Origin of the sequence: Pseudonocardia oceanicola, from assembly GCF_047200735.1 — a bacterium.
Classification (GTDB): domain Bacteria; phylum Actinomycetota; class Actinomycetes; order Mycobacteriales; family Pseudonocardiaceae; genus Pseudonocardia.
Map to the genome: position 1 here is coordinate 844,333 of NZ_JBJZON010000001.1, position 25,953 is coordinate 870,285.

Genomic DNA, 25,953 nt, shown 5'->3' on the forward strand with positions numbered 1-25,953 from the left:
GGGGCGACCCCGACCGGCGCTGCGCAACCCGGGCCCGCGCAGCGTCGGCCGGCTACCGCCGGCCCACGAGGCGGGCCAGGAACGGCGCGACCAGCAGCATGAGGATCACCCGCAGCACCTGGACGGCCACGACGAAGGTGACGTCCCCGCCCGACGAGATCGCCGTGGCCAGCACGGCGTAGATCCCGCCCGGGGTGGTGGCCAGGTACCCGTCGAGCAGGCTCGCGCCGGTGGCGGCGGAGAGCACGAGGCCGAGCCCGGCGCACGCCGCGACGATGGCGAGGATCAGTCCCGCGGCCAGCGGGAGCACCCGCAGCACCGTCCGCAGCGCGGGCCGGGTGAACCGTAGCCCGGCCTGCCAGCCGATCACCGCGTAGGCGAGGTCGACCAGCAGGGCCGGCGGCGAGGCGTCGAACGTCAGCCCGGACAGGCTGAGCACCAGGGCGATCACCATGGGGCCCAGCAGGGCACCCGCGGGCACGTGCAGCCGGTTCGCGAGGGGGACCCCGACGAGCGCGCAGACCGCGACCAGCGCCACACCGAGGTACCACGGGCCCGTGGCCGGGCCGGTGCCGCTGCCGACGCCGAGGTGGACGGCCCCGAAGACCGCCGTCGCGACGATCGGCATGGTCGCCGTGACCATGCCCACGCGCAGGTACTGGATCACGGAGACGACCCGCTCGTCGCCGCCGAGCTCGCGGGTGATCGCGACCAGCCCCGACGCCCCGCCCGCCGTGAGCGCGAGCATCCCGGTGAGCGGGGAGATTCCGCGGTGGACACCGAGCAGCAGGCCGGCGGACATGCTCACGGCCAACGTCCCGAGGCTGACCAGCAGCACCGGCAGCCAGGCCGCGGCCACCGCGGTGAGCGTGTCCGGCCGGGCCAGCACGCCGATGACGACGCCGATCACCGCCTGCGCCGCCGACGTCGCCGGGCGTGCCACCCGGGCGGGCCCGACACCGGCCAGGGCCAGCACGGTCGCCACGGCGAGCCCGGCGAAGAGCGCGGGGGAGGGGACGCCGAGGGCCTGCAGCAGCACCGTGAGGGCGACCGTCAGCGCGACGAGCAGCACCCACCGTCCCCAGGGGGAGGCGCGGGCCCAGCGCGCGATCCCGGTCCGCTCCTCCGCCACCCCGCGACCCTGTCACGGCGCCAAGGGCATCGCGCGAGGGGGACGCACGTGGCAGGTGCCGGTCAGCCCGGACGAACGGCGGCCCGGCGGCGGGGTCCAGCGACGCGAGCACGGGCCGGCCCACGTGTTCTGGTGGGACGGGCCGCTGCCCCGCACCGCCACCGGGAAGCTGCTCGAACAGGAGCTCCGCGAGCGCTCGCCCGACCTACTCCTCGTCCTCCTCGAGCTCGGCGAGGCGTTCCTCGGCGCGGGAGAGCGCAGTCCGGGCATCCCGGGCGGCGCGGCCGGCCTCCCGCTCGGCCCGGGCGGCGTCCTTCACCCCCTCGGCGGCGGCGCTGCGGGCCTGCCTGGCGCGGTCCAGCTCGGCGGTGAGCTCCTCGACCCGGGCCGTCGCGTCGTCGCGGTCGGACTCGGCGTCGCGGAGTGCCGTGGCCGCGTCCTCGTGGGCGTCCTCGGCGGCGTCGGCGGAACGGCGGGCCTCGTCCAGGGCCTCGCGGGCCTCGGCCCGCTCGCGCTCACGGCGCTCGCGCTCCTCCCGCTCGGCGCGCTCCTCGGCCTCGGCGCCGCCCTCGGTGCCCGCCTCGGTTCCGGCGGCCGTGCCGGTGTCGGCCGGGCGCCCGGTCCCGGGCCGCCGGGCCGGGCGGCCGGCGGGTCGGCGGCGCCGCGCACCGTCCGGGTCGCGTTCCCGGGGTCTGCGGGCCCCCGAGCCCACGGTCGTCTCGCCGCCGAAGCCGAACCCCGACCAGCTGACCGTGCGGGTCAGCCGCCCCGACCGCACCTCGTCGGCGACGTCCTCGTCGGCCAGCGCCGCCTCGAGGATGCCGCGCAGGTCCTTCTCCACGGACTCGGTGACCCGGTGCCCGTCGGCCGCGGCCAGCCGCCGGGCCTCCCGTGCCATGGCCCCGACCAGCTTCGAGCGCTGCGCGGACAGCTGGCGCAGCTGGGCGCCGTCGAGGCTCCGCTGGGCGGAGGACAGCTCCCCGGCCAGGTCGAGCAGGGCGTCGAGCTGCTCGCCGCGTTCGCGGGCGAGCAGATTGGCCAGCCAGGCCGCCTGGGTGGGGCGGCGGAACCGCCCGATGGCCCTGGCCGCCTCCTTGTCGCCGACCTGCTTGGCCTCGGCGACCAGCTCGTCGCGCACCGGCACGAAGTCGTCCGGGGGCACGCCGTAGAGTTCGTCGGCGGCCGCCTCCACCCGTTCGCCCGTGTCCTTGGGCTCCGGGTCGGTCGGCCCGTCGTCGGGATCGCGCGGCGGACGTTCGGGGGTGTCCGCGTCGGTGCCCGGAGCAGAGCGGTTCATGCTCACTCGATTCAGTGTGGCAGCAGTCACAGATCAATCCGGCGCTCACCGATTGTGGCAGGTCCACGTTGGGCACCCGGCAGCCATGAGCAGCACCACAGTCATCGTAGTGATCGTCGTGGTGGTGATCGCCCTGCTGGCACTCGCCGCGTTCGCGTGGTCGACGGCCGGGCGACGACGGAGCCGGCGCCTCCGGGAGCGCTTCGGCCCCGAGTACGACCGCCATCTGTCGGAGACCAACGACCCGGCCGAGACCGAGCGGGTCCTGGCGGAGCGGGAGAAGCGACACCGCGGGCTGAGCCTGCGCACGCTCGACGACCGGGAGCGCGAGACCTTCGAGCGGCGCTGGACCGAGGTGCAGAGCGAGTTCGTCGACGACCCCGACCGGGCCGTGGACCGGGCCGACGCGCTGGTGGACGAGGTCATGACCGCCCGCGGCTACCCCGTGGACGACTTCGAGCAGCGCGCGGCGGACATCTCCGTCGAGCACCCGGTGGTCGTGCAGCGCTACCGCGAGGCCCGGCGGATCGCCCGGGCCAACCGCGAGCACCGCGCGGACACCGAGGAGCTGCGCGGCGCGGTGACCTCCTACCGCGAGCTGGTGCAGGCGCTCCTCGGCGACGAGCGGCACGACGGGCACCGCGACGGCCGCACCGGCGGCCACGACACCGGCCGGCACTCTGGTGAGGCCACCGGGCAGGACGACCGTCGGAAGGAGACGAGCGCATGAGCGAGCAGACCGGCCACGAGCGGCACCCCGATCGGCACCCCGACGAGACGCGAGGTGAGCGGCTGACGGACCGGCTCGACCCCCGGACCGACGGCGGCACCGCCCACGGGGACCGGACCGACGACCGCAGCTTCCTGGACAAGGTGCTGGGGCGGGACCCGGGACACGGCGGCCCCGAGGGGCCCACAGGCGAGGGGCACGGCGCCACAGGCGAGGGGCACGGGGGCGCACGCGAGGAGCGGGGCGGGGTCGACACCCGGGAGCGCCACTACGACACCGGTGAGGGCGGCGGGCACCGCGACCTCCGCCGCGACGAGGGCGTGCGCACGGTCGACCTGCGCGGCGGGCAGGAGGGCGCCACCGGCGTCGCGGATCCGGACACGACCCGGGACCCGGCACGCGACAGCGGGTACGACACCGCGCACGAATCGAGGCGCGACACGAGGCGGGACACGGTGCGCGACACCGGGCAGGACACGGGCCACGACGTGCGGACGCACGGGTCCGGCGTCCCGGACGAGCGGATGCCCGGCGACGAGGGCGGCTCGGGCCTGCGCGAGGCGCGCGACCGCCACGACGCGCCCGGCGACTCCCACCGCGACACCCGGCCCGGGGACTCCGGCCGCTCCCGCGCCGACGCGATGGCCGCGCCCACCACCCAGGAGACCGACTCCTCGGGCCACGCGACCCTCATCCCGCAGGACCGCTCGGCGGACTACCTGCGCCGGTGGGAGTCGCTGAAGGCCGGCTTCGTGGACGAGCCCCGCGGTGCCGTCCGGGACGCGAACGTCCTGGTCGGCGAGGTGCTCGACGAGCTGGAGCAGCTGTTCCAGCGGCAGCGCAGCGAGCTGGAGCGCGACCTGAACAACGAGTCCGCCTCCACCGAGGACCTCCGGCTGGCCCTGGGCCGCTACCGGAGCTTCTTCGACCGGCTGCTCACCATCTGACGAGCGCCACCACCACGACGAGGGGCCGCGGATCGTTTCCCGCGGCCCCTCCGCCGTGTGCAGCCGGACCGTGCCGCGACGTGGCGGCCCGGACGAGCGCGCTACGCGGCGGCGGGGTGGCGCTTCAGGAAGTCCACGAGCGCCGCCGCCGCGGCCGCGGGCTGTTCCATCTGCAGGAAGTGGGTGGCGTCGGTCAGCACCGCGTCCTCCATCCGGTAGAGCCACGAGCGCAGCAGGTCCCGCCCCTCGCGGATCACCGGCAAGGTGTCGGACCCGAGCACGTAGCGCACGGGTTGCCTGAGGGTCGCCGCCTGCTCGGCGTCGAACCGCCACGCTCCGATCGAGGGCAGGTCCGACTCGAACAGCGTGGCCGCGTCCTTCTCGGCCTGGGCGGCGCCGCCCGGGACGGTGCGGTCGACGTTGCTGCGCCAGTCCGCGCCGGCCACGGTGGTCATGAATGCGTTCACGGCCGCGACCCGCTCGCCCCGCTCGTACAGCTGGAAGATCGGCGCGACCTGCTCGAAGAAGCTCGGGCCGCTCGGGACGGCCAGCAGGCCCGGTTCGAACACGGTGAGGGTCGTGACGACGTCGGGCGCGTCGACGGCGAGCTGCAGCGCGACCGCGCCGCCGTAGGAGTGCCCGACCACGTGGGCCTGCCGTATCCCTAGCTGGTCCAGCAAGGCTCGGCAGTCGTCCGCGTGCTCGGCGACGGTCATGATGCCCTGCACCGGACTGCTCCCCCCGTACCCCCGGCGCCGGTACCGGACGGTGCGGTAGTGGTCGCGCACGATCGGGTCGGTCGCGACGGGGAGGTAGGAGTCCGCGATGGCGGCCCCGTGCACGAAGACGACGGTCTCGCCCGAGCCCTCGACGGCGACCTCCAGCTCGGCTCCGTTCACGGACACGCGCTCCATCGCTGTGCTCATGACGACCTCCTCGCCGCGATCGGTGCGCGGCACCCGACGCGGGTGCTCGCGCGCGGAGGCCACCGGACGGTACTCCCCGCCCCCGAGCCGGCCCACCACCGAACGGCCGCCCCTCGGTGCCGCGCGGCGCCGCGCGGCGGCGCCGGGCCGCCATCGACACGAGGACGGAGGGCCGCGGATCGCCCGGTCCGCGGCCCTCGGTCGTCACGTCCTCACAGGGTCAGCGCGAACGCCGCGTCGGGCTCGACCACCTGGAAGGTGAAGCTCTCCTCGATGTAGAGGGTCACCGAGTCGGCGTCGTGGTGGGAGTAGCCGATCGCGAGGTCCTGCCCGACGTCGAGCGCGAAGTCCCCGCCCCGCTCGCTCACCAGCACCGCGCCGTCGACCCCCGCCGCCCAGATCACCGATCCGCCGAGGATCCGCTTGAGGTGGTCGAAGAGCAGGTAGCCGCCGTACTCCGTGGTCTCGACGATCTTGGTGTAGAGGTCCGGTCCGACCGCCAGCACGAACGGCCCGCCGATGCCGTTGCGGCGCAGGGTGTCCACCCCGCGCGCGACCACGCCCGGCCACTTCAGGCAGTCCCGTCCCAGGGCGAGGGACTTGTAGGGCGCGGCCTGGGCGATGCCCTGGACGTGCGCGGCCGGCCAACCGTGGAACACCGTGCGGTTCTCGATCTCGGCCGCCACCCGGGCGGCCCGGTCGAGGTCGTCGAACTCGGGGTCGGGAGCGCCGCGCTGGACGTCGTCGATCTCCGCGCGGGACACCGTGAAGGGCACCCGGACCTCGGCGAGCGGGAGCACCCGGCGGACGCGGGCGCTGACCCCGGCGCCGCCCGTGACCCCGGGCGGCGGACCCGCCAGCCCGGTCGTGCGGCCCAGGCTGCGTGCCGAGTGCTGCCAGCCGCCGCTGCCGACGAAGTCGACCACCGTGCGGGCGGCGAGCAGCGGGGTGAGCCGCTCGCGGGCCTCGTCGTCGATCGCCTTCCAGGCCTCGGTCGGGATGGGCGCGTTCGCCCTGAGCAGATGATCGGAGGGTGCGCTCACGTGTGCTCCTTGCGGTGGTGGGGAGGCGACGGGGGAGGTCGGTCAGCGGTCGCGGAGCCCGCCGATGCCGAGCGAGACGTCGCCGGAGAAGTCCGACGGCGGGTGGATCTCCCGCTCGATGGTCTCCACGTACTCCTCGGGGTCCTTGTCGGTGATCTCGATGCCTCGTCCGCCCGGGTGCTGCTCCTTGAACTCGGTGAACTGCCGGCCGAGGGCGTCGCGCAGGCCGGACGTGGCGTTGAGGCGGAAGTCGGGCAGGCCCTCGTTCTCCTCCTCGCCCATGTGCTCGTCGTTGGCCTCGCGCGCGCGGTCGACGCCGGCCCACCAGCCTGCGCTGCCGACGGGGTTGCGGTCGGCCTCGCGCACGCCGTCGCGGATGTCGTTGTGGTCCCCGATGGCGTCGAGCGTCTCCTCCGCAGGGTCGTTCTCGCCCTTGCGGAGCAGCTGCGGGTAGAAGATGCGTTCCTCCGCCTCCGCGTGGACGTCGAGCAGGTCGGCCAGCGGGCGCCAGACGGCGCGGAGCGCGGTGGGCTCGGCACCCTCCGCGCGCAGGTCGTCGAGCTCGGCGAAGCGGCGGCGGAACCACTCGTGGTCGTCGAGGATGAGCGCAGTGATGTCGGGCACGGCGGGACCGTACTGCGCAACGGCCCCGCCGCGCCCGTTCTAAGTGCGGTCAGCCGCTGTTCTCGTGGGTCGCGACCAGGCTCGCACGCGCGACGGCGTGGCTGAAGAGGTTGAAGCCGAGGAAGGCCGGCGTGGCGCCCTCGGGCAGCCCGAGGCTCTCCACGTCGACGGCGTGCACCACGAACATGTAGCGGTGCGGGCCGTGCCCGGGTGGCGGCGCGGCACCGACGAACCGCTTCATCCCGGCGTCGTTGGCCAGCACGACGGCGCCCTCCGGCAGCGCGGAGGAGCCCTCGTCGCCGGCACCCGCGGGCAGCTCGGTGACCGAGGCGGGGATGTCCGCGACCGCCCAGTGCCAGAAGCCCGACGCGGTCGGCGCGTCCGGGTCGTAGCAGGTCACGGCGAACGACTTGGTGCCCTCGGGGAAGCCGCTCCACGACAGGTGCGGTGACCGGTCCTCGCCACCCGCGCCCATCAGGCCCGACAGGTGCGGCGTGTCGAGGGTGCCCCCGTGGGTCACGTCGTCGCTGGTGAGCGTGAAGGTCGGGAGGTCGGGCAGGTCGCTGTAGGGGTCGTGGCTCATGGTCCCGGATGATGGCACCGATCGGGCTGGGAAGCTTCCCGGGTGGAGAACCTGCTGCTCATCGTGGGCCTGATGCTCGGCGCGGTGCTGCTGGTGGGGGTCGGGGACCGGCTGCGGCTGCCGTGGCCCGCGCTGATGGTGGTGCTCGGTGCCCTCGTCGCGCTCACGCCGGGCCTGCCGGACTCCTTCGAGCTGGACCCCGAGCTGATCCTCCCCCTGTTCCTCCCGCCGTTGCTGTTCGCCACGGCCCAGCGGACCTCGTGGTCGCTGTTCCGGGCCCGCTGGCGCTCCATCGCGCTGCTGGCGATCGCGCTGGTGGTGGTCACGACCGTGCTCGTGAGCGGGCTCGCGGTGCCGCTCGTCCCGGGCATCACGCTCACCGCCGCGGTCGCGCTCGGCGCCATGGTCGCGCCGCCGGACCCGGTCGCCGTCGAGGCCGTCGCCGGGCCGGTGCGGATCCCGCGCCGGCTGCTCGCCGTGCTGCAGAGCGAGGGCCTGTTCAACGACGCCACGGCGCTGGTCGTGTTCCAGGCCGCGGTGCTGGCCACCGTGCGGGGCGACGAGCTGTCCGTCGGCGGGCTGGCGCTGTCCTTCCTGCTCGGCGCGGCCGCCGCGGTGCTCATCGGGCTCGTCGTCGCGTGGCTGGCGCGGGTGGTCCTCGCCCGGGTCACCGACACGATCGGGCGCAGCGCGCTGACCCTGGTGCTGCCCTTCGCGGTCTACCTCGCGGCCGAGGAGGTGCACGCCTCGGGCGTGGTGGCGGTCGTCGTGGTCGCGCTGCAGCTGCGCCGGCTCGGCGACGCCGACGAGGCCGCGGAGCGCCTGGTCCAGCGCTCGTTCTGGGACGTCGTCGAGCTGCTGGTCACCGGCGTCGCGTTCGGGCTGATCGGGCTGGACCTGCGCGGGGTGGTCGAGGAGGCGGGCTCGGACCTGCCGCGGATGGTCGGCCACGCGGGGCTGGTCTGCCTGGCGGTCGTCGGGATCCGGGCGCTGTGGATGACGGCGGCGTGGCTGACCGTGCGCCGCTCCTCCGACCCGTCCGCCGCGCCCCGCACCGGCCGGGAGGCCGTGGTGCTGACCTGGTGCGGCATGCGGGGGCTCGCGACCCTGGCGCTGGCGCTCTCGCTGCCCGCGACCGTGGCGTCGGGAACGCCGTTCCCGGCCCGCGCGGAACTCACCCTGATCGCGGTGTCGGTGCTGCTGGTGACCCTGCTGCTGCCGGGCTTCACGCTCCCGTCGCTGGTCCGGCTGCTCGGGGTGGCCGAGCGGGCCGACGCCGAGGAACGCGCCGAGAAGCTGATCACCCGCCGGGCGCAGCGGGCCGCGCTGAACCGGATGGCCGCGCGGATCGGCGAGGCCGACCGGGCCGACGAGCTGCCCGAGGAGGTCGAGGCCGCGATCCGGCAGCGGATGAGCCGGCTCGACGCCGTGCTGTCCGGCGAGTCGCTGTCCGAGGACGAGCGCCAGCGGCTGCAGGCCATCCGGGACCGCCGCGGCACCTTCCGGACGATCGAGGCCGACGCGCTCGCCGCCGCCCGGGCCGAGGTCCTCGCGGCCCGGCGCGAGCCGGGCATCGATCCGGAGGCCGCCGACCGGGTGCTGCGCCGGCTCGACCTCCGGACCGTCCTGCTCGACTGATTGCCCGGGGGAGCCCTGTGTCGGGCCGCGGGTCACGACGACGAGGCCGGCCCGGGTGCGGGGAGCCGGACGCGGTGCCGCGTCGGCGGGCGCTCCGCGTTCGGTGCGCCCCGCCGGCGTGCCGTGGAGCTCAGCCGAACCGCGCCCCGCCGATGCCGAAGACGGAGAGCTCGCCCACCGAGCCCGGTCCCTCCGGGAACGCGAAGGCCCGGACCGGGACGCCGGGCACCGGGGCCGGCAGCACCGCCAGCGGCTCGGCCTCCTCGCGGGCGGCGCTGACGCGGAACACCTCGGACCCGGCCAGCCCCGCGAGCACGCGGCGGTCCCCGACCAGGGGCAGCGGCACCGTGGTGACGCCGCGGCCGTAGGTCGGTGCGAGGCAGGCCGGTTCGCCTCCGGGCGGGATGCGCAGGCACACCCGGCCGTCGCGGACCTCAGCGGTCACCGTGAAGGCGCCACCACCGCCCTGGTAGGCGGCGACGACGCCCTCCCCGGCGGCCTCGCCGGCGTCGATCTCGAGCGTGCGGACCATGCGGTCGAGCACCGCGGCCTCGCGCGGATGAGCGGCGCGGTCGAGGCCGACCGCGTCGACACGCAGGACGCCGGGCCCGTCGTCCACTCCCACGGCGAGATCGACGAGATAGGACGTGATCGGCGTGCCGTCGGGGTAGAGGCCCTCGCCGGTGGTCACCCGCTCGGTGCGGACGGCCTGCCGACCGTCGATCACGGTCGCCGCCCGGCCCCGCTCCGCCGGGGCGGGTGTCGCGGCTCGGCCGAACGGCACGGACTCGACCGAGGCCGCGAGGGGTGCGGGCCGCACGTCGCTGTCCTCCGGCACGTCGAACGGGGCCGGCGCGAAGAAGCTGCAGGGCGGCGCGGCGTCACCCGGGTTCGCCGCCCAGCCCTCCGGATAGGACAGGGCGAACCCGGCGGGGTTGCGGCAGTCCTGGGTGAGCCGGATCGGCCGGTCGGTCGAACCCGTCAGGACGTCGACGACGACGCGTTGCGGATCGGACAGCCGGGCGACGGCGAACGGCTGCTCACCGCTCACCCCGGCCCAGAGCGTCCGCGAGCCCTCGAAGAGCGGTCCGCGGACGATCTCGGTCAGGACCCGGGTGTCGGCCGGTCGCAGCACCTCCGGGCCCGTCCACGGTTCCACGCCGGCCGGTGCGTCCCCGGGCAGTGCGATCCCCGTCAGCTCCAGCTGCAGGGTCGCCGGTCCGGCGACGTCGACCGGTTTCCCGGAGCCGGGGGAACGCGGCCGGTCGACGTACCCGATCCGCCATCCGGCCCGACCGGGGCCGGCGAGGTCGACGACGATCCGGTCGAAGCCCTGGTGGGCGCCGAACCGCACGTCCGTGACCGTGACCGGCGGCCCGCTCGCCTCGGCCGTCTCGGTGGCGGTGCCGCCGGGCCCGACGGGTCGGAGCGGGTCGCCGGGCGCTCCGGAGCCCCCATCGGAGGGGTCGGAACCCGTGGTCGGTGTGCCCGGACCCGGCGAGGCGGTCGCGCTCGCGCTGGCCGGTCCCTCGCCGGTCGGGTCGCCTGCGCCGCTGCCCGGCGGCATCGGCTCGCTCGGATCGGGTGGCCGGCCGCAGGCCGCGGCCACGAGGGTGGCCGCGAACGCGCCCGCGAGCACGGTCGCGCCGGTGCGCCACCGCCCGCCGGTTCGGCCGGTTCGCTCCGGTGTCGTGGGGCGCATGGTCCCTCCCGTTCGGATCGCTCGATCTGGGCGGTCCTCTGCGGGCCTGGTCCTGCGCAGGGGCCGCCGCGCGGCGCGTACCCCGGCTCGGGGGCGGAGGCACCGGTGCGCCGCGACCGCAAGGTCGTCGTCAGGTCCGCCCCGCGGCGCACCTGGCGAGGTCCTTACGGTCGCGCCGTCCGCGCTCGGGACCATGCCCGCGGGGTAGGCGCCCGGAGCGACGACACGACACCGGCGACGACACGACACCGGCGACGACACGACACCGGCGACGACACGAACACAGGAGGAGACACCATGTCCACCGCCCCCGGTACGACCACCGCCCGAGGGTCCGGCCCTCGGCCCTCCGGCGCCGCAGTCGGTCCCGGGCGCGGCCTGCTGCGCATCACCGCGGCCGGGCTCGCGCTGGCCGACGGCATGATCCACGCCGCCGTCCTGGGCGAGCACTTCGAGAAGGCCCTCTACATGGGCATCCTGTTCGGCTTCGCGATCGTCTTCCTGGGCATGCTCGCGATCGCCCTCGTCCGGCCGCCCTGGGACGGGCCGGGCTCGGGACCGGGCATGCTGACGTGGGCCGGCGGTCTGCTGCTGATGGCAGGCCTGATCGCCGGCTACTTCGTGACCCGCACCATCGGGTTGCCGGGCTTCTCGGGAGGCTGGAACGACGTGGGCCTGACCACCGTGGCGATGGAGGTGCTGATCGCCGTGCTCCTGCTGGCCGACGTCCCGGGCCGCGCGCAGCGGCCCGGTTGACCGACCGGGCGTCCGGGCCCGCGCCCACCGCGGCCGCACGGTCGTCGTCGGGTGGGCGCGGCGGTCGGCGGTCAGCGCGGTCCGTAGACCACCACGGTGTTGCCCCACGGGTCCCGCGCGACGGCCCGAACCTCGTGCGGGCCCTGCTCGGGCTCGCGGACCACCGTCCCGCCGCCCTGCACCAGGGCGGCGAGGGCCGCGGCCACCTCGGGGACCTTGAACGACGCCGCCGGCACCCCGCCGGTGACGTCCTCGGCCGGGCCGGCCAGGGCCAGCGTGGTGCCGCCGGCGTCGAGGGCGGCGTAGCGGTCGCCGTCGACGAACTTCGTGGGCAGGCCGAACGTGTCGGCGTAGAAGCGGACGGCGGCCTCGACGTCGGTCACGGGGTGCAGGACGTTGCCGATCCTCACGGGGGCCGCGGGCTCGTTCACGGGTTCGTTCACGCCGGTGACCGTAGCCCGTCAGGTGATCGTGATGCCGCCGTCGACGGCGATGGTCTGGCCGGTCACGTAGCCGCCCGCGGGGCCGGCGAGGAAGATCAGCGCGGCCGCCAGCTCCTCCGGGTCGCCCTTCCTGCCCAGCGGCACCCGGGCCATCATCTGGTCCATGTAGCCGGGCTGGTACTGGTCGGTCATCTCGGACTCGAAGAAGCCGGGGGCCAGCGCGTTGACCCGGATGCCCTTGCGCCCGCCCCACTGCTGGGCGAGGTCCCGGGTCAGCCCGATCAGGCCCGCCTTGCTGGCCGCGTAGGCCGCCTGCGGCAGGTTCGCGGTGGTCAGTCCGAGGACGCTGGAGATGTTCACGATGCTGCTGCCCGCCTGCATGACGCGCCCGCACGCCTGCGCCATCCAGTAGCAGCCGTTCAGGTTCACGTCGACGACCCGCGTGAACTCCTCGACCGTCTCCCGGGTGGCCGGGACCGCCGTGCCGATGCCGGCGTTGTTGACCAGCACGTCGACCCGGCCGAACTCGGCCATCGCGGTGTCGACGAGGTTCTGGCAGTCCGGCTGCCGCGCCACGTCGGTGGTCACCGCGATCGCCCGCCGGTCGAGCTCCTCGACCATCGTCTTCGTGCCCTCGAGGCGGTCGGCGCGCCGCGCGCCGAGCACGACGTCGGCACCCGCCTCCGCCAGCGCCTTCGCGAACGCGACGCCGAGCCCGGACGACGCGCCCGTCACGATGGCCACCCTGCCCTCGAGCGAGAACCGCTGCAGTACCGTCATGGGCGGGACCTTAATGCAGTCGCACCAAGCCGCGGAGGGTGCGCGGACGTGGCACGGGCGACAGCGGGTTGCGCCGCGCCGGGACCCCGGTGCGAGGATCGGCGCGAAACGATCGGTCGTTCACGGCCGGTGCGAGTCGAGCGAGCTCGAAGGAGACGAGGACATGGCGGAGTCCCAGCAGCGCGTCGCGATCGTGACGGGAGCGGCGCGGGGGATCGGTGCGGCCACCGCACAGCGGCTGGCGCAGGACGGGTTGGCGGTCGCGGTGATCGACCTGGAGGAGTCGGCCGCGAAGACCACGGTCGACGCCATCGTCTCCGCGGGCGGGACGGCGATCGCCGTGGGAGCCGACGTGTCCGACGCCGCGGCCGTGGAGGCCGCGGTGGCGCGGGTCGCCGAGGAGCTCGGCGCGCCCACCGTACTGATCAACAACGCCGGCATCACCCGGGACAACCTGCTGTTCAAGATGAGCGAGCAGGACTGGGACTCGGTGATGGACGTGCACCTCAAGGGCTCGTTCCTGATGACCAGGGCCGTGCAGGAGCACATGGTCGACGCCGGCTGGGGCCGCATCGTCAACCTGTCCTCGACCTCGGCGCTGGGCAACCGCGGCCAGGCGAACTACGCCACCGCGAAGGCCGGCCTGCAGGGCTTCACCAAGACCCTCGCGATCGAGCTGGGCAAGTTCGGCGTCACGGCCAACTGCATCGCGCCCGGGTTCATCGCCAGCGAGATGACCAAGGCCACCGCCGAGCGGCTCGGCGTGGACTGGGAGGAGTTCAAGGCGGCGCGCGCCAAGGAGATCCCGGTGCAGCGCGCGGGGGCCCCGGACGACATCGCGCAGGCCGTGTCCTACTTCGTCGACGAGCGTTCCGGCTTCGTCTCCGGCCAGGTCATCTACGTCGCCGGCGGTCCGAAGGTCTGACGGGCCCACCGGGCCGACGGCGGCCGGGCGGTGACCACCGACCGGCTCCGCGGACGCGGCTGCGGCCCCCTCGAGCCGCGGCCGCGGCCCCGCGCTCACGGCCGGGGCGTGTCCCGGAGCCCGATGGCGTAGGGCGCCAGCGGTTCCTGCCCCTCGACGGGTACCTCCTGGTCGGAGACGTTCACGAGGAGCGCGGAGCCGTCGGGCGCCCGGAAGGCGATCAGTGGGGCGTCCTGCGCGGCGCCGAGTTCCACGGTCCCCGCCGCGAGCCGGGGGACGAGCCACCCCCACGCCCGGGTCAGCGGGGTCGGCTGCCCGCCGCCCGCCTCGGTGGCGTCCGTCCAGAGCGCGGAGTACTCCAGCGAGCTGCCCTGCGGGCCCCACAGCAGCGCGACCGAGGCCCCGGACCGGGCGAACGCCGCCACGGAAGCGAGGGTCGAGGCGGCGCTGGCCTGGCTGTCCGCGGCACCGGTCGTGTCCTCCGGGACCTCGGAGTAGAACTCGGTCCACCAGATCGGGAGCGTCGTCCTGGTGCGCAGGAAGCGGGTGACGTCCGAGAACTTCACCGCGGCGTCGTCGAGCCGGCCGCTGATCGTCCCGCCGCGCTGCGCCGTCCCGCCGTCCACGGCGAGGAAGTCGGCGCCGAGCTTGTTCGCGTCCCAGTACTCGAGGGCGTCGAGGATCCGCTGGTCGATCGCGCCCCAACTGCCGGTGAGGGTGGTCGAGGCGTTCGGGTCGTCCGGCGGCAGGCTGATCATCACCGGGTACGGGCCGCCGACCGCGACGTCCGGGCGGACCGCCTTCACCGCGGTGTACACGGCGTTGTAGAGCGCCGTGTAGCCCTCGTGGTCCCAGCGGTTCTTCCTCAGGTCGAAGAAGCCCTTGAGCTCGTTCCACACGACGACCCGCTCGATCTGCGGGTAGCGCTGCACGGTCTGCGCGACGAGGTCGGCGTAGGCCTGGAAGTCCTGCGGCAGCGGGGCGACCTCGAGCCTCGTCCAGTCGGTCTGCCCGGCGACGCCACCCTTCATCCAGTCCGGTGCGCAGCAGGCGGTGAGGACGGTGCGGGCGCCGGTGCGCTGCACCAGCGCCATGCGCTCGTCGAGGGTCGACCAGTCGTACTGCCCGGGCGCCGGCTCGGGGCTGAGCGTGCCGAAGCCCATGAGGTGCACGTTCTGCCACACGGCGGACTCGCGCAGGACGGCCTCGCCCCGGGCGTTGGCCTCGGCGGGGTCGTGACCGTCGAGGCTGCTCTGGGTGTGCGTCACCCCGAGGTCGAGCGGGGCGCCCTGGGGCGTCCAGGTCCAGCCCTCCCCGAGATCGAGCCCGGAGGCGGACCGGTCGGCGGTCTCGCCGGTCGCGGGCGGGATGGTCGACGAGCAGCCGGTGAGCGCGAGCAGGCCGGCCGCGAGGGCGGCGAGGACGGGAAGGGATCGGCGGGATCGCACGGCCGGGAGAGTGTCAGTGCTCCGCTGTGGACCGGCTGAGAGGGCGCGCGCCGGCGCGCGCGAGCCGACCCCCGCCGGCGCGCAGCCCGTCCGGGGTGCCGTGCTCGGCGACCCGCCCCTCGCGGACGACGTGGACGTGGTCCATCCGGTCCAGCCCGGCGAGATCGTGGGTGATCAGCAGGGTGGCGCGGCCCGCGGCGGCGTCGAGCAGGTCGTCCAGGACGGCGTCGCGCGTGGCCGGGTCGAGGTGCGCGGTCGGTTCGTCGAGCACGAGGAGCACGGGGTCGGTGAGCAGCGCGCGGGCCAGCGCGAGCCGCTGCCGCATGCCGCCGGAGAGCCGGCTGCCCCAGATCCCCACGGGCTCGTCGAGGTCGAGGTCGAGGCGCACGCGCGCGAGAACGGCGCGCAGCTCGTCGTCGGTCGCGTGCGGGCGGGCCAGGCGCAGGTTCTCCCGCACGGTGCTGTCGAAGACGTGCGGGTCCTGCGGAACGCCGCTCACCACCGCGCGCACGGCGTCGGGGGAGCGGCCCAGCAGCTCGGTCCCGCCGAGCAGCACCGAGCCGCCCTCGGCGTCCTGGAAGCGGAACAGGACCGCGGCGAGCGTGCTCTTGCCCGACCCGCTCGGCCCGACGACCGCGACGTGCGCCCCGGCCGGGACGTCGAGGTCCAGCCCCCGGAGGACGTGCGGGCCGTCGTAGCGCGCGGTGAGACCGCGGATGCGCAGGTCGGCGGGCCCCGTCGGCACGGGCTCGTCGGACGCCGGACGGACCTGCGGCGGGGTGTCGAGCACCCCGAAGAGCCGCTCGCCGCTCGCCCGCACCGCGCCGAGCCGGGCGGCCGCCGCGGGCAGCGGCGCCACGATCTCGAACGCGGCGAGCGCGGTCAGCACCAGCACGGCCAGCGGGATCGGGCTCAGCCGGCCCGCCGACACCGCGGCGACCCCGAGCAGCAGCGAGCCCCACAGCGTGAGCCCGGCCAGCAGGGCGGTGGCCCCCGCGCCGAGGCCGAGCAGCCGCGCGTCGCGCCGCGCGGTGCGGGTGAGGTCGGCGTCGGCCGCGGCCACCCGGGCGACGGCCCGGTCCATCGCCCCGTAGGCCACCAGGTCCGCCGCCCCCTGCAGGGCGTCGACCAGGGCCGTCGAGAGCTCGGCGCGGGCCGCGGTGGCCCGGCGGCCGGGCCCGCGCCCGGCCCGTGCGGCCAGCAGTGGCACCGCCACGCCGGCGAGGACCAGCCCGGCCGCGAGCAGCGCGCCGCCCTCGGTGAGCAGCGCGGTCGACAGCGCGACGGCCCCGCCGCCCACGAGCAGCGCCGACAGCGGTGGGGTGAGCCCCCGGACCAGCAGGTCCTGCGTCGCGTCGGTGTCGCTGACCAGCCGCGAGACGAGGTCGCCGGACCGGAACCGGCGGACCGGCTCCGTGGCCGCGAGCCGGGCGTAGACGCGGTCCCGGGCGTCGGTCAGCGTGCGCAGCGCGGCGTCGTGGGTGACCAGGCGTTCGAGGTAGCGGGCGACCCCGCGGGTCACACCGAGCGCCCGGGTCAGCACCACCGCGACGCCCAGGGCCGTGACCGGGGGGTGGGTCGCGGCCGTCGCGATCAGCCAGGCGGCGAGCGCGAGCAGCCCGACGCCCGACGCGGTCGCCACCGCCCCGAGCAGCACGCCCAGGGCGAACCGGCCGCGGCGGGGCCGCGCGAGTCCCAGCATCCGCACGACCCCGTGAGTGCGGATGTTCGCTCGGGCACTCATCGCCACTCACGCCTCCTGACGTGCGAGAACGGGAAGGACGGGCGGCGCCGGGGCCGTCAGGTGGAGCGCGCGGGCGTCGCCGGGCAACTCGTCGGCCCACGCCGGGTCGTGCGTCACGATCACCGCGGTGCGGCCCGCCACCAGCCGGCCGACCGCCCGCCGGACCGAGGCCGCATTGTCCGGGTCGAGGTGGGCGGTCGGCTCGTCGAGCAGGACCAGCGGCGGGACGGGGGAGCGTTCGGCCCGGAGGAAGGCCCGGGCCAGGGCGACCCGCTGGCGTTGCCCCGCCGACAGCCGGGCTCCCCGTTCGCCGAGCCGGGTGGCGAACCCGGCCGGCAGCCCGGCCACGACCTCGTCGAGCTCGGCGAGGGTGGCGGCGCGGCGCACGGCCGCCATGGGGGCGTCGGGCTCACCGAGGCGGATGTTGCCGGCGAGCGTGTCGTCGAACAGGTGGGGGTCCTGCGGGACCCACGCGACCGCCCGGCGCCAGCGGTCCGGGTCGGTCGCGGCCAGGTCCATGCCCCCCACGGTGATCCGCCCGGTCGTCGGGTCGACGAACCGCAGCAGCAGCCCGAGCAGCGTGGACTTGCCGGCCCCGCTCGGGCCGGTGACCAGGGTCGTCCGCCCGGCGGGCAGTACGACGTCGAGGTCCTCGAGCGCGGGCCGCTCCCGGCCGGGGTACCGGACCACGACGCCGTGCAGGCGGAGGTCGCCGGCCGGTGCCGGCCCCGTGCCCGTCACGACGGCCCCGGTCCGGTCGTCGAGCACCGCGAAGACCTGCTCGGCCGCGGCGATGCCCTCCATGCTGGCGTGGAACCGGGCCCCGACCTCCCGCAGCGGCAGGTAGGCCTCGGGCGCGAGGATCAGCACGAGCAGCGCGGTCTGGAGGTCGAGCCCGCCGTACATCAGCCGGAAGCCGACTTCGACGGCGACCAGGGCCACGGCCAACGTGGCCAACACCTCGAGCACGAAGGCGGACAGGAAGGCCACCTTCAGGGTGCCCATGGTGGCCTCGCGGTGCCGGTCGGTCACCCGGCGGACCAGCGCGGCCTCGGCCTTGGCCCGGCGGAACAGGGCGAGGGTGGGCAGCCCCTCGACGACGTCGAGGAAGTGCCCGCCGAGCCGGTTCAGCAGCGCCCACTGCCGGTTCGTCCGGGCCTGGGTGTGCATCCCGACCAGCGCCATGAACAGCGGGATCAGCGGCACGGTGAGCGCGACGACGATCGCCGACACCCAGTCCGCGCCCGCGATCACCACGAGCACGGCGAGCGGGACCATCGCGGCCAGCACGAGCTGGGGGAGGTAGCGGGCGAAGTAGTCGTCGAGGGCGTCGAGCCCACGGGTGGCGAGGGTGACCAGCTCGCCGGCGTCGCGGTCCCGCGGCACTCCCGCGGTGACGTGCCGGACGACCCGCATCCGCAGCTGCGACTTGGCCCTCGCCGCGCTGCGGAGCGCGGCGACCTCCGCGCCGTGGGCGAGCCCGGCCCTGGCGATCGCGACCGCGGCGACGGCCGCGATCACCAGGGCGAGCTGCTCGAGCCCGGCACCGTCGGTCGCGCGGGAGACGGTGCGGGACACGAGCCACGCCTGCAGCAGGATCAGCCCGGTGAGGGCCGCGCCGCACCCGGTCGCGACGACCAGGTGGGTGCGGACGGCACTCGCCGTGCGCAGCAGGCGGGGATCCAGGGGTTTCACGGTGTGTCCCGGGAGGTTGGTCGGCCGCCGGAGCCGCCGACGCGCGGTGGTCAGTGGGCCGGGGTGATGTGGGCGCGGGTGACCCGCTTGCGGAACACCCAGTAGCTCCAGGCCTGGTAGGCCAGGACGAGCGGCAGGAAGACCGCCGCGACCCAGGTCATCACGGTGAGTGTGTAGGGGGCCGACGCGGCGTTGTCGACGGTGAGCGAGTGGGCGGGATCCGTGGTCGAGGGCAGGACCTCCGGGAACAGCGACCCGAAGACCAGTACCGCGAGCATCCCGACCGACACGGCGGTCGCGGTGAAGGCCCAGCCCTCGCGGCCGCGCCGGACCAGCCCCGCGCCGAGGGCGAGGGCCACCACCGAGGCGATCGCGACCGGGAGGGTCCACGGTTCGCCGCTGCGGGCCTGGGTCCAGCCGGTGAACGTGACCAGCAGCGGCAGCACCACCAGCGCCGCCCAGACGGCGAACGACCGGGCCCGCAGCCGGACCGGCCCGTCCGTCTTGAGGCTGAGGAACACCGCGCCGTGCAGCAGGAACAGGCCCAGGGTGAGCAGCCCGCCGAGCAGCGCGTAGCCGTCGAACAGCCCGGCGACGCTCGTGGTGACGACGTGGTCGGGGCCCATCGCGAGCCCGCGGACCAGGTTGGCGAACAGCAGGCCCCACAGGAAGGCCGGGAGTGCGCTGCCGGCGACGATGACCGCATCCCAGCGCCGGCGCCAGGCCACCGAGTCGACCTTGCCGCGGTACTCGAACGCCACGCCGCGACCGATCAGCGCGAGCAGGATCAGCAGCACGGGCAGGTAGAACCCGCTGAGCATCGAGGCGTACCAGGCCGGGAAGGCGGCGAAGGTGGCGCCGATCGCGGTGATCAGCCACACCTCGTTGCCGTCCCAGACCGGGCCGATCGAGTTGATCATCACGCGGCGGTCGGTGTCGTCGCGCGACAGCACCGGCAGCAGCGCGCCGACGCCGAAGTCGAAGCCCTCCAGGACCAGGTAGCCGGTCCAGAGGACGGCGATGGCGACGAACCAGAGCAGGGGGAGGTCCATCGTGTGCTCCTTCGATGGTCGGACGCCGACGAGCAGGTCCGTCGTCAGTAGACGAATGCGGGGACGCGGTCGTCGGTCTTCTCGGGCTCGGCGGCGTCGTCCTCGGGGTAGGGCATGACGGCGGCGGTGCCGGCCTTCACGTACCGGAACAGCAGCCCGAACTCGACCACCGCCAGCACGGCGTAGATCAGCGTGAAGGCGCTCAGCGAGATCGCGACCTCGGTGAGGCTCACGCCGGGGCTCACGCTGTGCGCCGTGAGCAGCTCGCCCACGACCGTCCACGGCTGGCGGCCCATCTCGGTGAGGATCCAGCCGAAGATGTTGGCCAGCAGGGCCGCCGGGAGCGCGGCGACGACCAGCCCGTACTGCCAGCGGTAGGGGAAGAGCCGCCCCTTGCGCGTCAGCCAGAGGCCCACGACCGAGATCGCGACGCCCGCCAGGCCGAGGCCCATCATCATCCGGAACGCCCAGTAGAGGAGGCCGACGTTGGGGATGTAGGTGCCGGGCCCGAAGACCTGCTCGTAGCGGGCCTGGATGTCGTTGATGCCCTGGACGTCGCCCCCGGGGTCACCGGTGGCGAGGAAGGCCAGCACGCCGGGGACCTGCACGTTGACGTGGTTGCGGCCGTCCTGGACGTCGCCGACGGCGAAGATCGAGAATCCGGCGCCGGGCTCGTCGTCCCACAGGGCCTCGGCGCCGGCGAGCTTCATCGGCTCGTACTGCGCCATGAGCTTGGCCTGGTGGTCGCCGCTCAGGGTGACGACGACGCCCGCCACCGCGGTCACCACGAACCCGGCCCGCATGCTCTTGCGGAACAGCTCGTGCTCGCGCGGGTCCTTCTTCTTCATCAGCTTGTAGGCGCTGACCGCCGCGACGAACAAGCCCGCCGCGATGAACGCGGCCGAGACGACGTGCAGGTACGTCGACCAGGCCTGGTCGTTGCTCAGCACGGCCCAGATGCTGGTCAGCCGGGCCTGGCCGGTGGCCGGGTCGATCGCGAAGCCGACGGGGTGCCGCATCCAGGCGTTGGCCGCGAGGATGAAGTAGGCGCTCAGGTTCGTGCCGATCGCGGCCGCCCAGATGCAGGCCAGGTGGACACGGCGGGGGAGCTTGTCCCAGCCGAAGATCCACAGCCCGATGAACGTCGACTCGAGGAAGAAGGCGAGCAGCGCCTCCATGGCCAGCGGCGCGCCGAAGACGTCCCCGACGAAGGTCGAGTAGTCGCTCCAGTTCATCCCGAACTGGAACTCCTGGACGATCCCGGTGACCACGCCCATCGCGAAGTTGATCAGGAAGAGCTTGCCGAAGAACTTCGTCGCGCGCAGGTACTCGGTCCGCCCCGTGCGGTGCCACGCGGTCTGCAGGGACGCCACGACCACCGACAGCCCGATCGTCAGCGGGACGAACAGGAAGTGGTAGATCGTCGTGATCCCGAACTGCCAACGGGCCAGGTCGAGCGCCATCGCGGAGGCTCCTCCCGAACTTCTACGATCTGTAGAGATTCGACTCAGTTCTACACCGGGTAGAAGTTGGCGTCACGGCGCCGGGCAGGTGTGTCCGATCACCGGCGAGGGCCGCCCGACGGGCTCCGCTACCGTCGGACCATGATCGGCTCTCGGCCCCGGGTCGGGGTGTTCCTGCCGGCACCGGGCTTCCCCGGCCGCTCGGCGAGCGAGGTGCTGGAGGGGACGGTCGCCGCGGCCGTCGCCGCCGAGGACGCCGGGTTCGACGCGGTGTGGCTCGCCGAGCACCACTTCATGACCTACGGGCTCTGCCCCTCGGCCGTCACACTGGCCGGCTACGTGCTCGGCGCGACCTCCCGGATCACCGTGGGGACCGCCGTCAGCGTGCTGTCGGTGCAGCACCCGGTGGCGCTCGCCGAGCAGGCACTGCTACTCGACCAGGTGTCCGGCGGGCGGTTCCGGCTCGGGGTCGGGCGCGGCGGGCCGTGGGTGGACCTGGAGGTGTTCGGCACCGGACCGGAGCGGCTCGAGGCCGGGTTCGCGGAGTCCCTGGACCTGCTGCTCGCCGCCCTGGCCGGGCCCGAGGTCCGCGCCGACGGGCCGGTCTTCCGGTTCCGTCCGGTCCAGGTCGTGCCGGGTCCGTGGGCCGGGGTCGACCCGCTGCTCGCCGTCACCTCGCAGACCGGGATCGGGCTCGCCGCCGAGCGGGGGCTGCCGATGCTGCTCGGCCTGCACGCCGACGACGGCGAGAAGGCCCGGTTCGTCCGCGCCTACCGCGAGCGGGGCGGGCCGGAGGTCGCGCACGTCAGCACGCACCTCGCGCACGTCGCCGACACGGCGGCGGCCGCGCAGGCCGAGGTGCGTGAGTCGCTGCCGCGCTGGCTACGGCCGGGGCTCGCGGGCTACACCCGCTACGACGGCGCGCCCCGCGTCCCGCGCGACGCCGACGAGTACACCGATCTCCTCTGTCGGCTGCACCCGGTCGGCGACCCCGCGCTCTGCCGCGCCCGCCTCGGGCGGACGCTGCGCCGCACCGGCGCCCGTGCCCTCGCGCTGATGGTCGAGACCACCGGGGAGACCGCCCGGACCTGCGAGAACGTGACCCGCCTCGGCGCGGAGGTCGTGGCGGCCCTGGCCCTCCCGCCCGCGTGCCCCGCGGGGCCCCGCACGGCAGGCGAGGTCGGCGCGACCCGGTGAGCGGCGGCCCGGTGAGCGGCCGGCCGTCCTCACGCGGACATCGTGGCGTACCGGTGCCCCGTGGTGTTCTCCACGACCACCTCCGCGACCTGGGCGGCGGGGATATCGGCGCTGCCGTCGAGGTGGACGCCACCCTCCTCGCCCCGCGGCGGGACCACCCACCCGCCCGCGACCTCCCGGGAGCCGTCCTTCGCGAGCACGACCAGGCGGCAGTGCTCGCCCGCGGGAACGCCCTTCACGTCCGCCGTGAGCCGCACCCAGCCGTTGGCGGGGGTCACGGTGACCGCGGCGGTGACCGCACCCCGGGTCGTCTCCATGGTCCGGGCGCCCGCGGCGATCGTCGTGGCGGGGGCGGTCGGAGCCAGCGCCCGGCCCGCGACGATCCCGCCGCCGACCAGCGCCGCGGCCGCCACCACCGCCGCCACGGCACGGGTCAGCAGCCGGCGGCGCCCCTGCGAGGCGCGCTCGTCGCGGATGTCGCGCAGCGCCCGGTGCAGCACCAGGTCGCTGTCGGGCGGGCCCTCCAGCAGGGCCTCGTCGGGCAGCTCGTCCAGCGTCCGGGTCATCGCGCGCAGGTCCTCCCACTCGGTGCGGCACGGCGCGCACCCCTCCAGATGAGCCTCGACCGCGGACGTCTCCTCGGCGGTCAGCAACCCCAGGACGTGAGCGGACAGCTCGCCGCCGTCGATCCCGCAGGTCGTCATCCCGGCACTCCCTCCACGGTCGGGCCGAGCGCGGTGCGCAGTGCGCGCAGGGCGTAGTACGAGCGGGACTTCACCGTGCCCGGCGGCACGCCGAGCACGGCGGCCGCCTCCGGCAGCGTCCGGCCGCGGAAGTACACCTCGGCCAGGACGTCGCGGTGGTCGGGCGAGAGCCGTTCCAGGGCCGGCAGGACGGTCAGGGCGTCGACCACCCGGTCGGCGTGGTCGCCGGTCTGCACCGGCGGAGCGGCGTCCTCCTCGACCTCCGACGGCCGCGCCCGCTGTGCCCGCACCCGGTCGGTCACCAGGTTGCGGGCGACGGTCAGCAGCCAGCTGCGGACCGAGCCGCGACCGTTGGTCAGCACGTCGGAGTGCTGCCACGCCCGGACCAGGACCTCCTGGACCACGTCCTCGGCCGCCGCCCGGTCGCCGAGCAGCCGGGTGGTGAACGCCAGCAGGGCCCGGCCGTGCTCGGCGTAGACGGCGCGGATCAGCGCCTCGTCCGGGTCCCGCGGACCCGTGCGTCGTCGGGCGCCCCGCGCCCGGTGACCCGACCCGACCATGCACGCTCCCGGAGAGACGACGGACGACACCGCGGGCGACCACCACCGGGCGGACCGGCGGTCCCGTGCCCCTGCGGAGCGCGGTGAGGGTAGCGAAGTCCACGTCGACGACACGGACGGGCGGAGCCGACGGTTCACCGCAACTTTCTCCCCGGACCGGTGAACCACCTCGCCCCCACGCCCGTGTCCCCTCGTGAACGCTCCCCCGTGAACGAGGTGAACCGATGAGGACACGCGGCCCGTTGCTGACGCTGCTCGCCGTGCTGGCGGTCGGCGTGGCGGTCTTCGCCGTGAACACGGTCGTGGCCGGCGCACCGGCGGACGAGCCCGCGGTGGCCACGACCGCGCCGTCTGGCTCGGCGGGCTCCGACGGGTACGGAGCCCCCGCCGAGGCCCCCGCCGCGCAGGCACCCCGGGCCGCTCCCCGGGCCCAGGCCGCCCCCGAGGCCGCGGCCCCCCAGCAGGCCCCCCAGCAGGCCCCCCAGCAAGCCCCGGAGCAGGCGGCCCCCACGGTCTCCGACGCCACCTTCGCCGGCCGGTCCGCCGGCAACGAGGTGACCGTCGCGATGGGCGTCGACGGGGACAAGGTCGTCGCGTACGTCTGCGACGGCGAGCAGCTCGAGTCCTGGTTCGAGGGCACCGTGACCGGCGGAAAGCTCCAGCTCAGCGGGGTCGACGGCGACCTGACCGCCGACGTCACCGACCGGGCCGTGTTCGGCACCGTCGCCGTCGGCGGCAGGAGCTGGCCCTTCTCGGCGCAGCCCGCGGACGCACCCACCGGATCGGCCACCGACCGGACCGTCCTGAAGACGCTCGGCACCGCCTGATCCCGATCCCCCGGAGGACCCTGTGAGCCGCTCCCCGCGCACCGGTGCCACCGACCTCGGGTACGACCCCGAGACCGGCACCCACCCCGACGCCGCCGGCACCGGCTACCGGCCGGAGTACGACCCGGGCCGGTTCGACCCGCCGACCCTGCCGGACCTCCCGACCGTCCGGGCGCACCCCGACACCGGGATGCAGGAGGCCACCACCTCGATCTTCGCCGCCGTGCCCGCCCGGGACGAGAGCGCCGACCCCACCCGGGCCGACCCCACCCGGGGCCACCGCTCCTGGGACCGCCCCGACCCCGACGACGAGTCCGTCCGGGACGAGAGCGCCGCACCCGCCTGGGCCGACCCCACCTGGGCCGACCCCACCTGGGGCCACCGCTCCTGGGACCGCCCCGACCCCGACGACGAGTCCGACCTGGCCTACCGGGCCGGCAGCGCCGCCGGCCGGGCCGACGACCTCGACGACCTGGGCCGCTTCGGCGGGTTCGGCGGGTTCGACGCCCCCGCTCATGATCCCGCGGGGGAGAGCCTCCGCGCCGCGGCGGACGTCGTCGAGACCCCGGGCCGACCGGGGAGCCGCCTCGGCGCCCTCCTGGTCCCGGTCGTCGTCGGCGTGGCGATCTCCGTCGGGCTCGGCGTGTACGCCCGTGTCCACGAGGGCACCGGCACCGCGATCAACCTGGCCGGCTTCTCCAGCGGGCTCGCGGCCAAGAGCTGGCTGACCGCGGCCGCGTTCGTGCTGGTCCTGGTGCAGCTGTGGACGTCGATGCGGATGTACGGGCGGATCGGGCGTCGCCCCGCCGGCCGCGGGACCGCGACGGTCCACCGCTGGTCCGGGCGGCTGGCCGTGCTGCTGACCATCCCGGTCGCGGTGCACTGCCTCTACGCGCTCGGCTACTCCGACGCGAACCTCCGCGTGCTCCTGCACTCGCTGCTGGGCTGCTTCTTCTACGGCGCCTTCGCCGCCAAGATGCTCGTCCTCCCGAAGCGCGACGCCCCGCGCTGGGCCCTGCCCGTCCTGGGCGGCCTGGTGTTCGTCGTGCTCACCGGCCTGTTCCTCACGTCCTCGGTGTGGTTCTTCACCACCACGGGCCTGACCTTCTGACCACGGAGACCCCACGATGAGCTCGCGCCGCTCCCTCCTCACCACCGCCGCCCTGCTGAACCGCCGGACCGTCCTCGCCGGCACCTGCGCCGCCGGGTGCGCCGCACTCGCCGGCTGCGCCACCTACTCGGCGGCCCCGGAGCCCGAACCCGCCCCGCAGGCGGGCGGCACGGCCGCGCCGCAGCCCGCCGGCGCCGCGGCCGCCCCGCTCGTGAAGGCCGCCGAGGTCCCGGTCGGCGGCGGGGTGATCCTGGCCGCGCAGCAGGTCGTCGTGACCCAGCCGGCCCCCGGGCTCTTCAAGGCCTTCTCGACGACGTGCACGCACCAGGGCTGTGAGGTGACCTCCGTCGCCGACGGCCGGATCGTGTGCCCCTGCCACGGCAGCCACTTCTCCGTGACCGACGGCGCGCCGACCGAGGGACCTGCGAAGAAGCCGCTCCCCGAGAAGGCGGTCACCGTCTCGGGCGACACCGTGACCCTGGCCTGAGCAGCGGCGATCAGAGTCCGAGATCACGGCCGGTCACGGCTGACCGTGCCTGTGGACGGTCACTAGACTCCGCACGACCCCGCGTAGCGACGACGCACCACGGCGTGTGCGCTCGCCGGGGTGGGTGAGGAGAGTGTGC

General features: G+C 75.2%; 25 protein-coding genes. 9 read left to right on the top strand and 16 right to left on the bottom strand.

Annotation, left to right across the window (positions count from 1 at the left end; translation table 11 throughout):
* Positions 1-52: 52 nt before the first annotated feature.
* On the bottom strand, positions 53-1,132 hold the full coding sequence (locus ACL02T_RS03855) for an AbrB family transcriptional regulator (RefSeq protein WP_412829230.1): 1,080 nt from the start codon (positions 1,130-1,132) through the stop codon (positions 53-55).
* A gap of 205 nt (positions 1,133-1,337) precedes the next feature.
* Positions 1,338-2,429: a hypothetical protein gene (locus ACL02T_RS03860; RefSeq protein WP_412829231.1), complete on the bottom strand. Its 1,092-nt coding sequence runs from the start codon at positions 2,427-2,429 to the stop codon at positions 1,338-1,340.
* Between the two features lie 85 nt (positions 2,430-2,514).
* Between ACL02T_RS03860 and ACL02T_RS03865 the strand changes: the two genes are divergently transcribed.
* Both ACL02T_RS03865 and ACL02T_RS03870 read left to right on the top strand, forming a co-directional pair.
* On the top strand, positions 2,515-3,159 hold the full coding sequence (locus ACL02T_RS03865) for a hypothetical protein (RefSeq protein WP_412829232.1): 645 nt from the start codon (positions 2,515-2,517) through the stop codon (positions 3,157-3,159).
* Positions 3,156-4,106, top strand: a complete 951-nt coding sequence (locus ACL02T_RS03870) for a hypothetical protein (RefSeq protein ID WP_412829233.1) — start codon at positions 3,156-3,158, stop codon at positions 4,104-4,106. The genes ACL02T_RS03865 and ACL02T_RS03870 overlap by 4 nt, the downstream gene beginning before the upstream one ends.
* Positions 4,107-4,207: 101 nt before the next feature.
* Here the strand turns inward: ACL02T_RS03870 and ACL02T_RS03875 are convergent, their stop codons facing one another.
* From ACL02T_RS03875 to ACL02T_RS03890, 4 genes are all read right to left on the bottom strand, one after another.
* Positions 4,208-5,032 (bottom strand): alpha/beta fold hydrolase, encoded by an 825-nt coding sequence (locus tag ACL02T_RS03875; protein WP_412829234.1) that lies wholly within the window; start codon positions 5,030-5,032, stop codon positions 4,208-4,210.
* A gap of 212 nt (positions 5,033-5,244) precedes the next feature.
* Complete coding sequence (locus ACL02T_RS03880; protein WP_412829235.1) at positions 5,245-6,075, bottom strand: family 1 encapsulin nanocompartment shell protein; 831 nt, start codon at positions 6,073-6,075, stop codon at positions 5,245-5,247.
* A gap of 42 nt (positions 6,076-6,117) precedes the next feature.
* Positions 6,118-6,699, bottom strand: a complete 582-nt coding sequence (locus ACL02T_RS03885; protein WP_412829236.1) for a hemerythrin domain-containing protein — start codon at positions 6,697-6,699, stop codon at positions 6,118-6,120.
* 49 nt (positions 6,700-6,748) lie between these two features.
* Positions 6,749-7,282 (bottom strand): YbhB/YbcL family Raf kinase inhibitor-like protein, encoded by a 534-nt coding sequence (locus tag ACL02T_RS03890; protein WP_412829237.1) that lies wholly within the window; start codon positions 7,280-7,282, stop codon positions 6,749-6,751.
* Positions 7,283-7,324: 42 nt separating this feature from the next.
* Between ACL02T_RS03890 and ACL02T_RS03895 the strand changes: the two genes are divergently transcribed.
* Positions 7,325-8,920: a Na+/H+ antiporter gene (locus ACL02T_RS03895; RefSeq protein WP_412829238.1), complete on the top strand. Its 1,596-nt coding sequence runs from the start codon at positions 7,325-7,327 to the stop codon at positions 8,918-8,920.
* 130 nt (positions 8,921-9,050) lie between these two features.
* Here ACL02T_RS03895 and ACL02T_RS03900 read toward each other — a convergent pair whose 3' ends face one another.
* Positions 9,051-10,622, bottom strand: coding sequence for an AMIN-like domain-containing (lipo)protein (locus ACL02T_RS03900; RefSeq protein ID WP_412829239.1), 1,572 nt, complete (start codon positions 10,620-10,622; stop codon positions 9,051-9,053).
* Positions 10,623-10,919: 297 nt separating this feature from the next.
* On the opposite strand from ACL02T_RS03900, the gene ACL02T_RS03905 reads away from it, so the two are divergent.
* Positions 10,920-11,378, top strand: a complete 459-nt coding sequence (locus ACL02T_RS03905) for a hypothetical protein (protein ID WP_412829240.1) — start codon at positions 10,920-10,922, stop codon at positions 11,376-11,378.
* 71 nt (positions 11,379-11,449) lie between these two features.
* Here ACL02T_RS03905 and ACL02T_RS03910 read toward each other — a convergent pair whose 3' ends face one another.
* Together ACL02T_RS03910 and ACL02T_RS03915 are read right to left on the bottom strand one after the other, a co-directional pair.
* The gene (locus ACL02T_RS03910; RefSeq protein WP_412829241.1) at positions 11,450-11,821 is read right to left on the bottom strand and encodes a VOC family protein; all 372 of its coding nucleotides are present in this window, start codon (positions 11,819-11,821) and stop codon (positions 11,450-11,452) included.
* 18 nt (positions 11,822-11,839) lie between these two features.
* A complete protein-coding gene (locus ACL02T_RS03915; RefSeq protein WP_412829242.1) occupies positions 11,840-12,601 on the bottom strand; it encodes an SDR family NAD(P)-dependent oxidoreductase in 762 nt (253 codons plus the stop codon).
* 163 nt (positions 12,602-12,764) lie between these two features.
* Between ACL02T_RS03915 and fabG the strand changes: the two genes are divergently transcribed.
* On the top strand, positions 12,765-13,526 hold the full coding sequence (fabG, locus tag ACL02T_RS03920; protein WP_412829243.1) for a 3-oxoacyl-ACP reductase FabG: 762 nt from the start codon (positions 12,765-12,767) through the stop codon (positions 13,524-13,526).
* A gap of 95 nt (positions 13,527-13,621) precedes the next feature.
* Here the strand turns inward: fabG and ACL02T_RS03925 are convergent, their stop codons facing one another.
* From ACL02T_RS03925 to ACL02T_RS03945, 5 genes are read right to left on the bottom strand one after another with little or no spacing between them, the layout of a single operon-like run.
* Positions 13,622-14,974 carry a hypothetical protein gene (locus tag ACL02T_RS03925; RefSeq protein ID WP_412829244.1) on the bottom strand — a complete coding sequence of 451 codons (1,353 nt, stop codon included), beginning with the start codon at positions 14,972-14,974 and terminating at the stop codon, positions 13,622-13,624.
* 13 nt (positions 14,975-14,987) lie between these two features.
* A complete protein-coding gene (gene cydC, locus ACL02T_RS03930) occupies positions 14,988-16,718 on the bottom strand; it encodes a thiol reductant ABC exporter subunit CydC (protein ID WP_412829245.1) in 1,731 nt (576 codons plus the stop codon).
* Positions 16,719-16,724: 6 nt separating this feature from the next.
* On the bottom strand, positions 16,725-18,413 hold the full coding sequence (cydD, locus tag ACL02T_RS03935) for a thiol reductant ABC exporter subunit CydD (RefSeq protein ID WP_412829246.1): 1,689 nt from the start codon (positions 18,411-18,413) through the stop codon (positions 16,725-16,727).
* Positions 18,414-18,463: 50 nt separating this feature from the next.
* Complete coding sequence (gene cydB / locus ACL02T_RS03940) at positions 18,464-19,465, bottom strand: cytochrome d ubiquinol oxidase subunit II (protein ID WP_412829247.1); 1,002 nt, start codon at positions 19,463-19,465, stop codon at positions 18,464-18,466.
* Between the two features lie 44 nt (positions 19,466-19,509).
* Positions 19,510-20,928 carry a cytochrome ubiquinol oxidase subunit I gene (locus tag ACL02T_RS03945; RefSeq protein WP_412829248.1) on the bottom strand — a complete coding sequence of 473 codons (1,419 nt, stop codon included), beginning with the start codon at positions 20,926-20,928 and terminating at the stop codon, positions 19,510-19,512.
* 141 nt (positions 20,929-21,069) lie between these two features.
* On the opposite strand from ACL02T_RS03945, the gene ACL02T_RS03950 reads away from it, so the two are divergent.
* Positions 21,070-22,125, top strand: a complete 1,056-nt coding sequence (locus tag ACL02T_RS03950) for an LLM class flavin-dependent oxidoreductase (protein ID WP_412829249.1) — start codon at positions 21,070-21,072, stop codon at positions 22,123-22,125.
* Between the two features lie 29 nt (positions 22,126-22,154).
* Here ACL02T_RS03950 and ACL02T_RS03955 read toward each other — a convergent pair whose 3' ends face one another.
* Both ACL02T_RS03955 and ACL02T_RS03960 read right to left on the bottom strand, forming a co-directional pair.
* Entirely contained in the window at positions 22,155-22,829 is a 675-nt protein-coding gene (locus tag ACL02T_RS03955) for an anti-sigma factor (protein ID WP_412829250.1), read from the bottom strand.
* Positions 22,826-23,389 carry a sigma-70 family RNA polymerase sigma factor gene (locus tag ACL02T_RS03960; RefSeq protein WP_412829251.1) on the bottom strand — a complete coding sequence of 188 codons (564 nt, stop codon included), beginning with the start codon at positions 23,387-23,389 and terminating at the stop codon, positions 22,826-22,828. Before ACL02T_RS03960 ends, ACL02T_RS03955 begins: the two co-directional genes overlap by 4 nt.
* Positions 23,390-23,613: 224 nt before the next feature.
* Between ACL02T_RS03960 and ACL02T_RS03965 the strand changes: the two genes are divergently transcribed.
* From ACL02T_RS03965 to ACL02T_RS03975, 3 genes are read left to right on the top strand one after another with little or no spacing between them, the layout of a single operon-like run.
* Positions 23,614-24,216, top strand: a complete 603-nt coding sequence (locus ACL02T_RS03965) for a hypothetical protein (protein WP_412829252.1) — start codon at positions 23,614-23,616, stop codon at positions 24,214-24,216.
* Between the two features lie 22 nt (positions 24,217-24,238).
* Positions 24,239-25,327, top strand: a complete 1,089-nt coding sequence (locus ACL02T_RS03970) for a DUF6529 family protein (RefSeq protein WP_412829253.1) — start codon at positions 24,239-24,241, stop codon at positions 25,325-25,327.
* A gap of 16 nt (positions 25,328-25,343) precedes the next feature.
* Positions 25,344-25,814, top strand: a complete 471-nt coding sequence (locus ACL02T_RS03975; protein ID WP_412829254.1) for a Rieske (2Fe-2S) protein — start codon at positions 25,344-25,346, stop codon at positions 25,812-25,814.
* Positions 25,815-25,953: the final 139 nt, after the last annotated feature.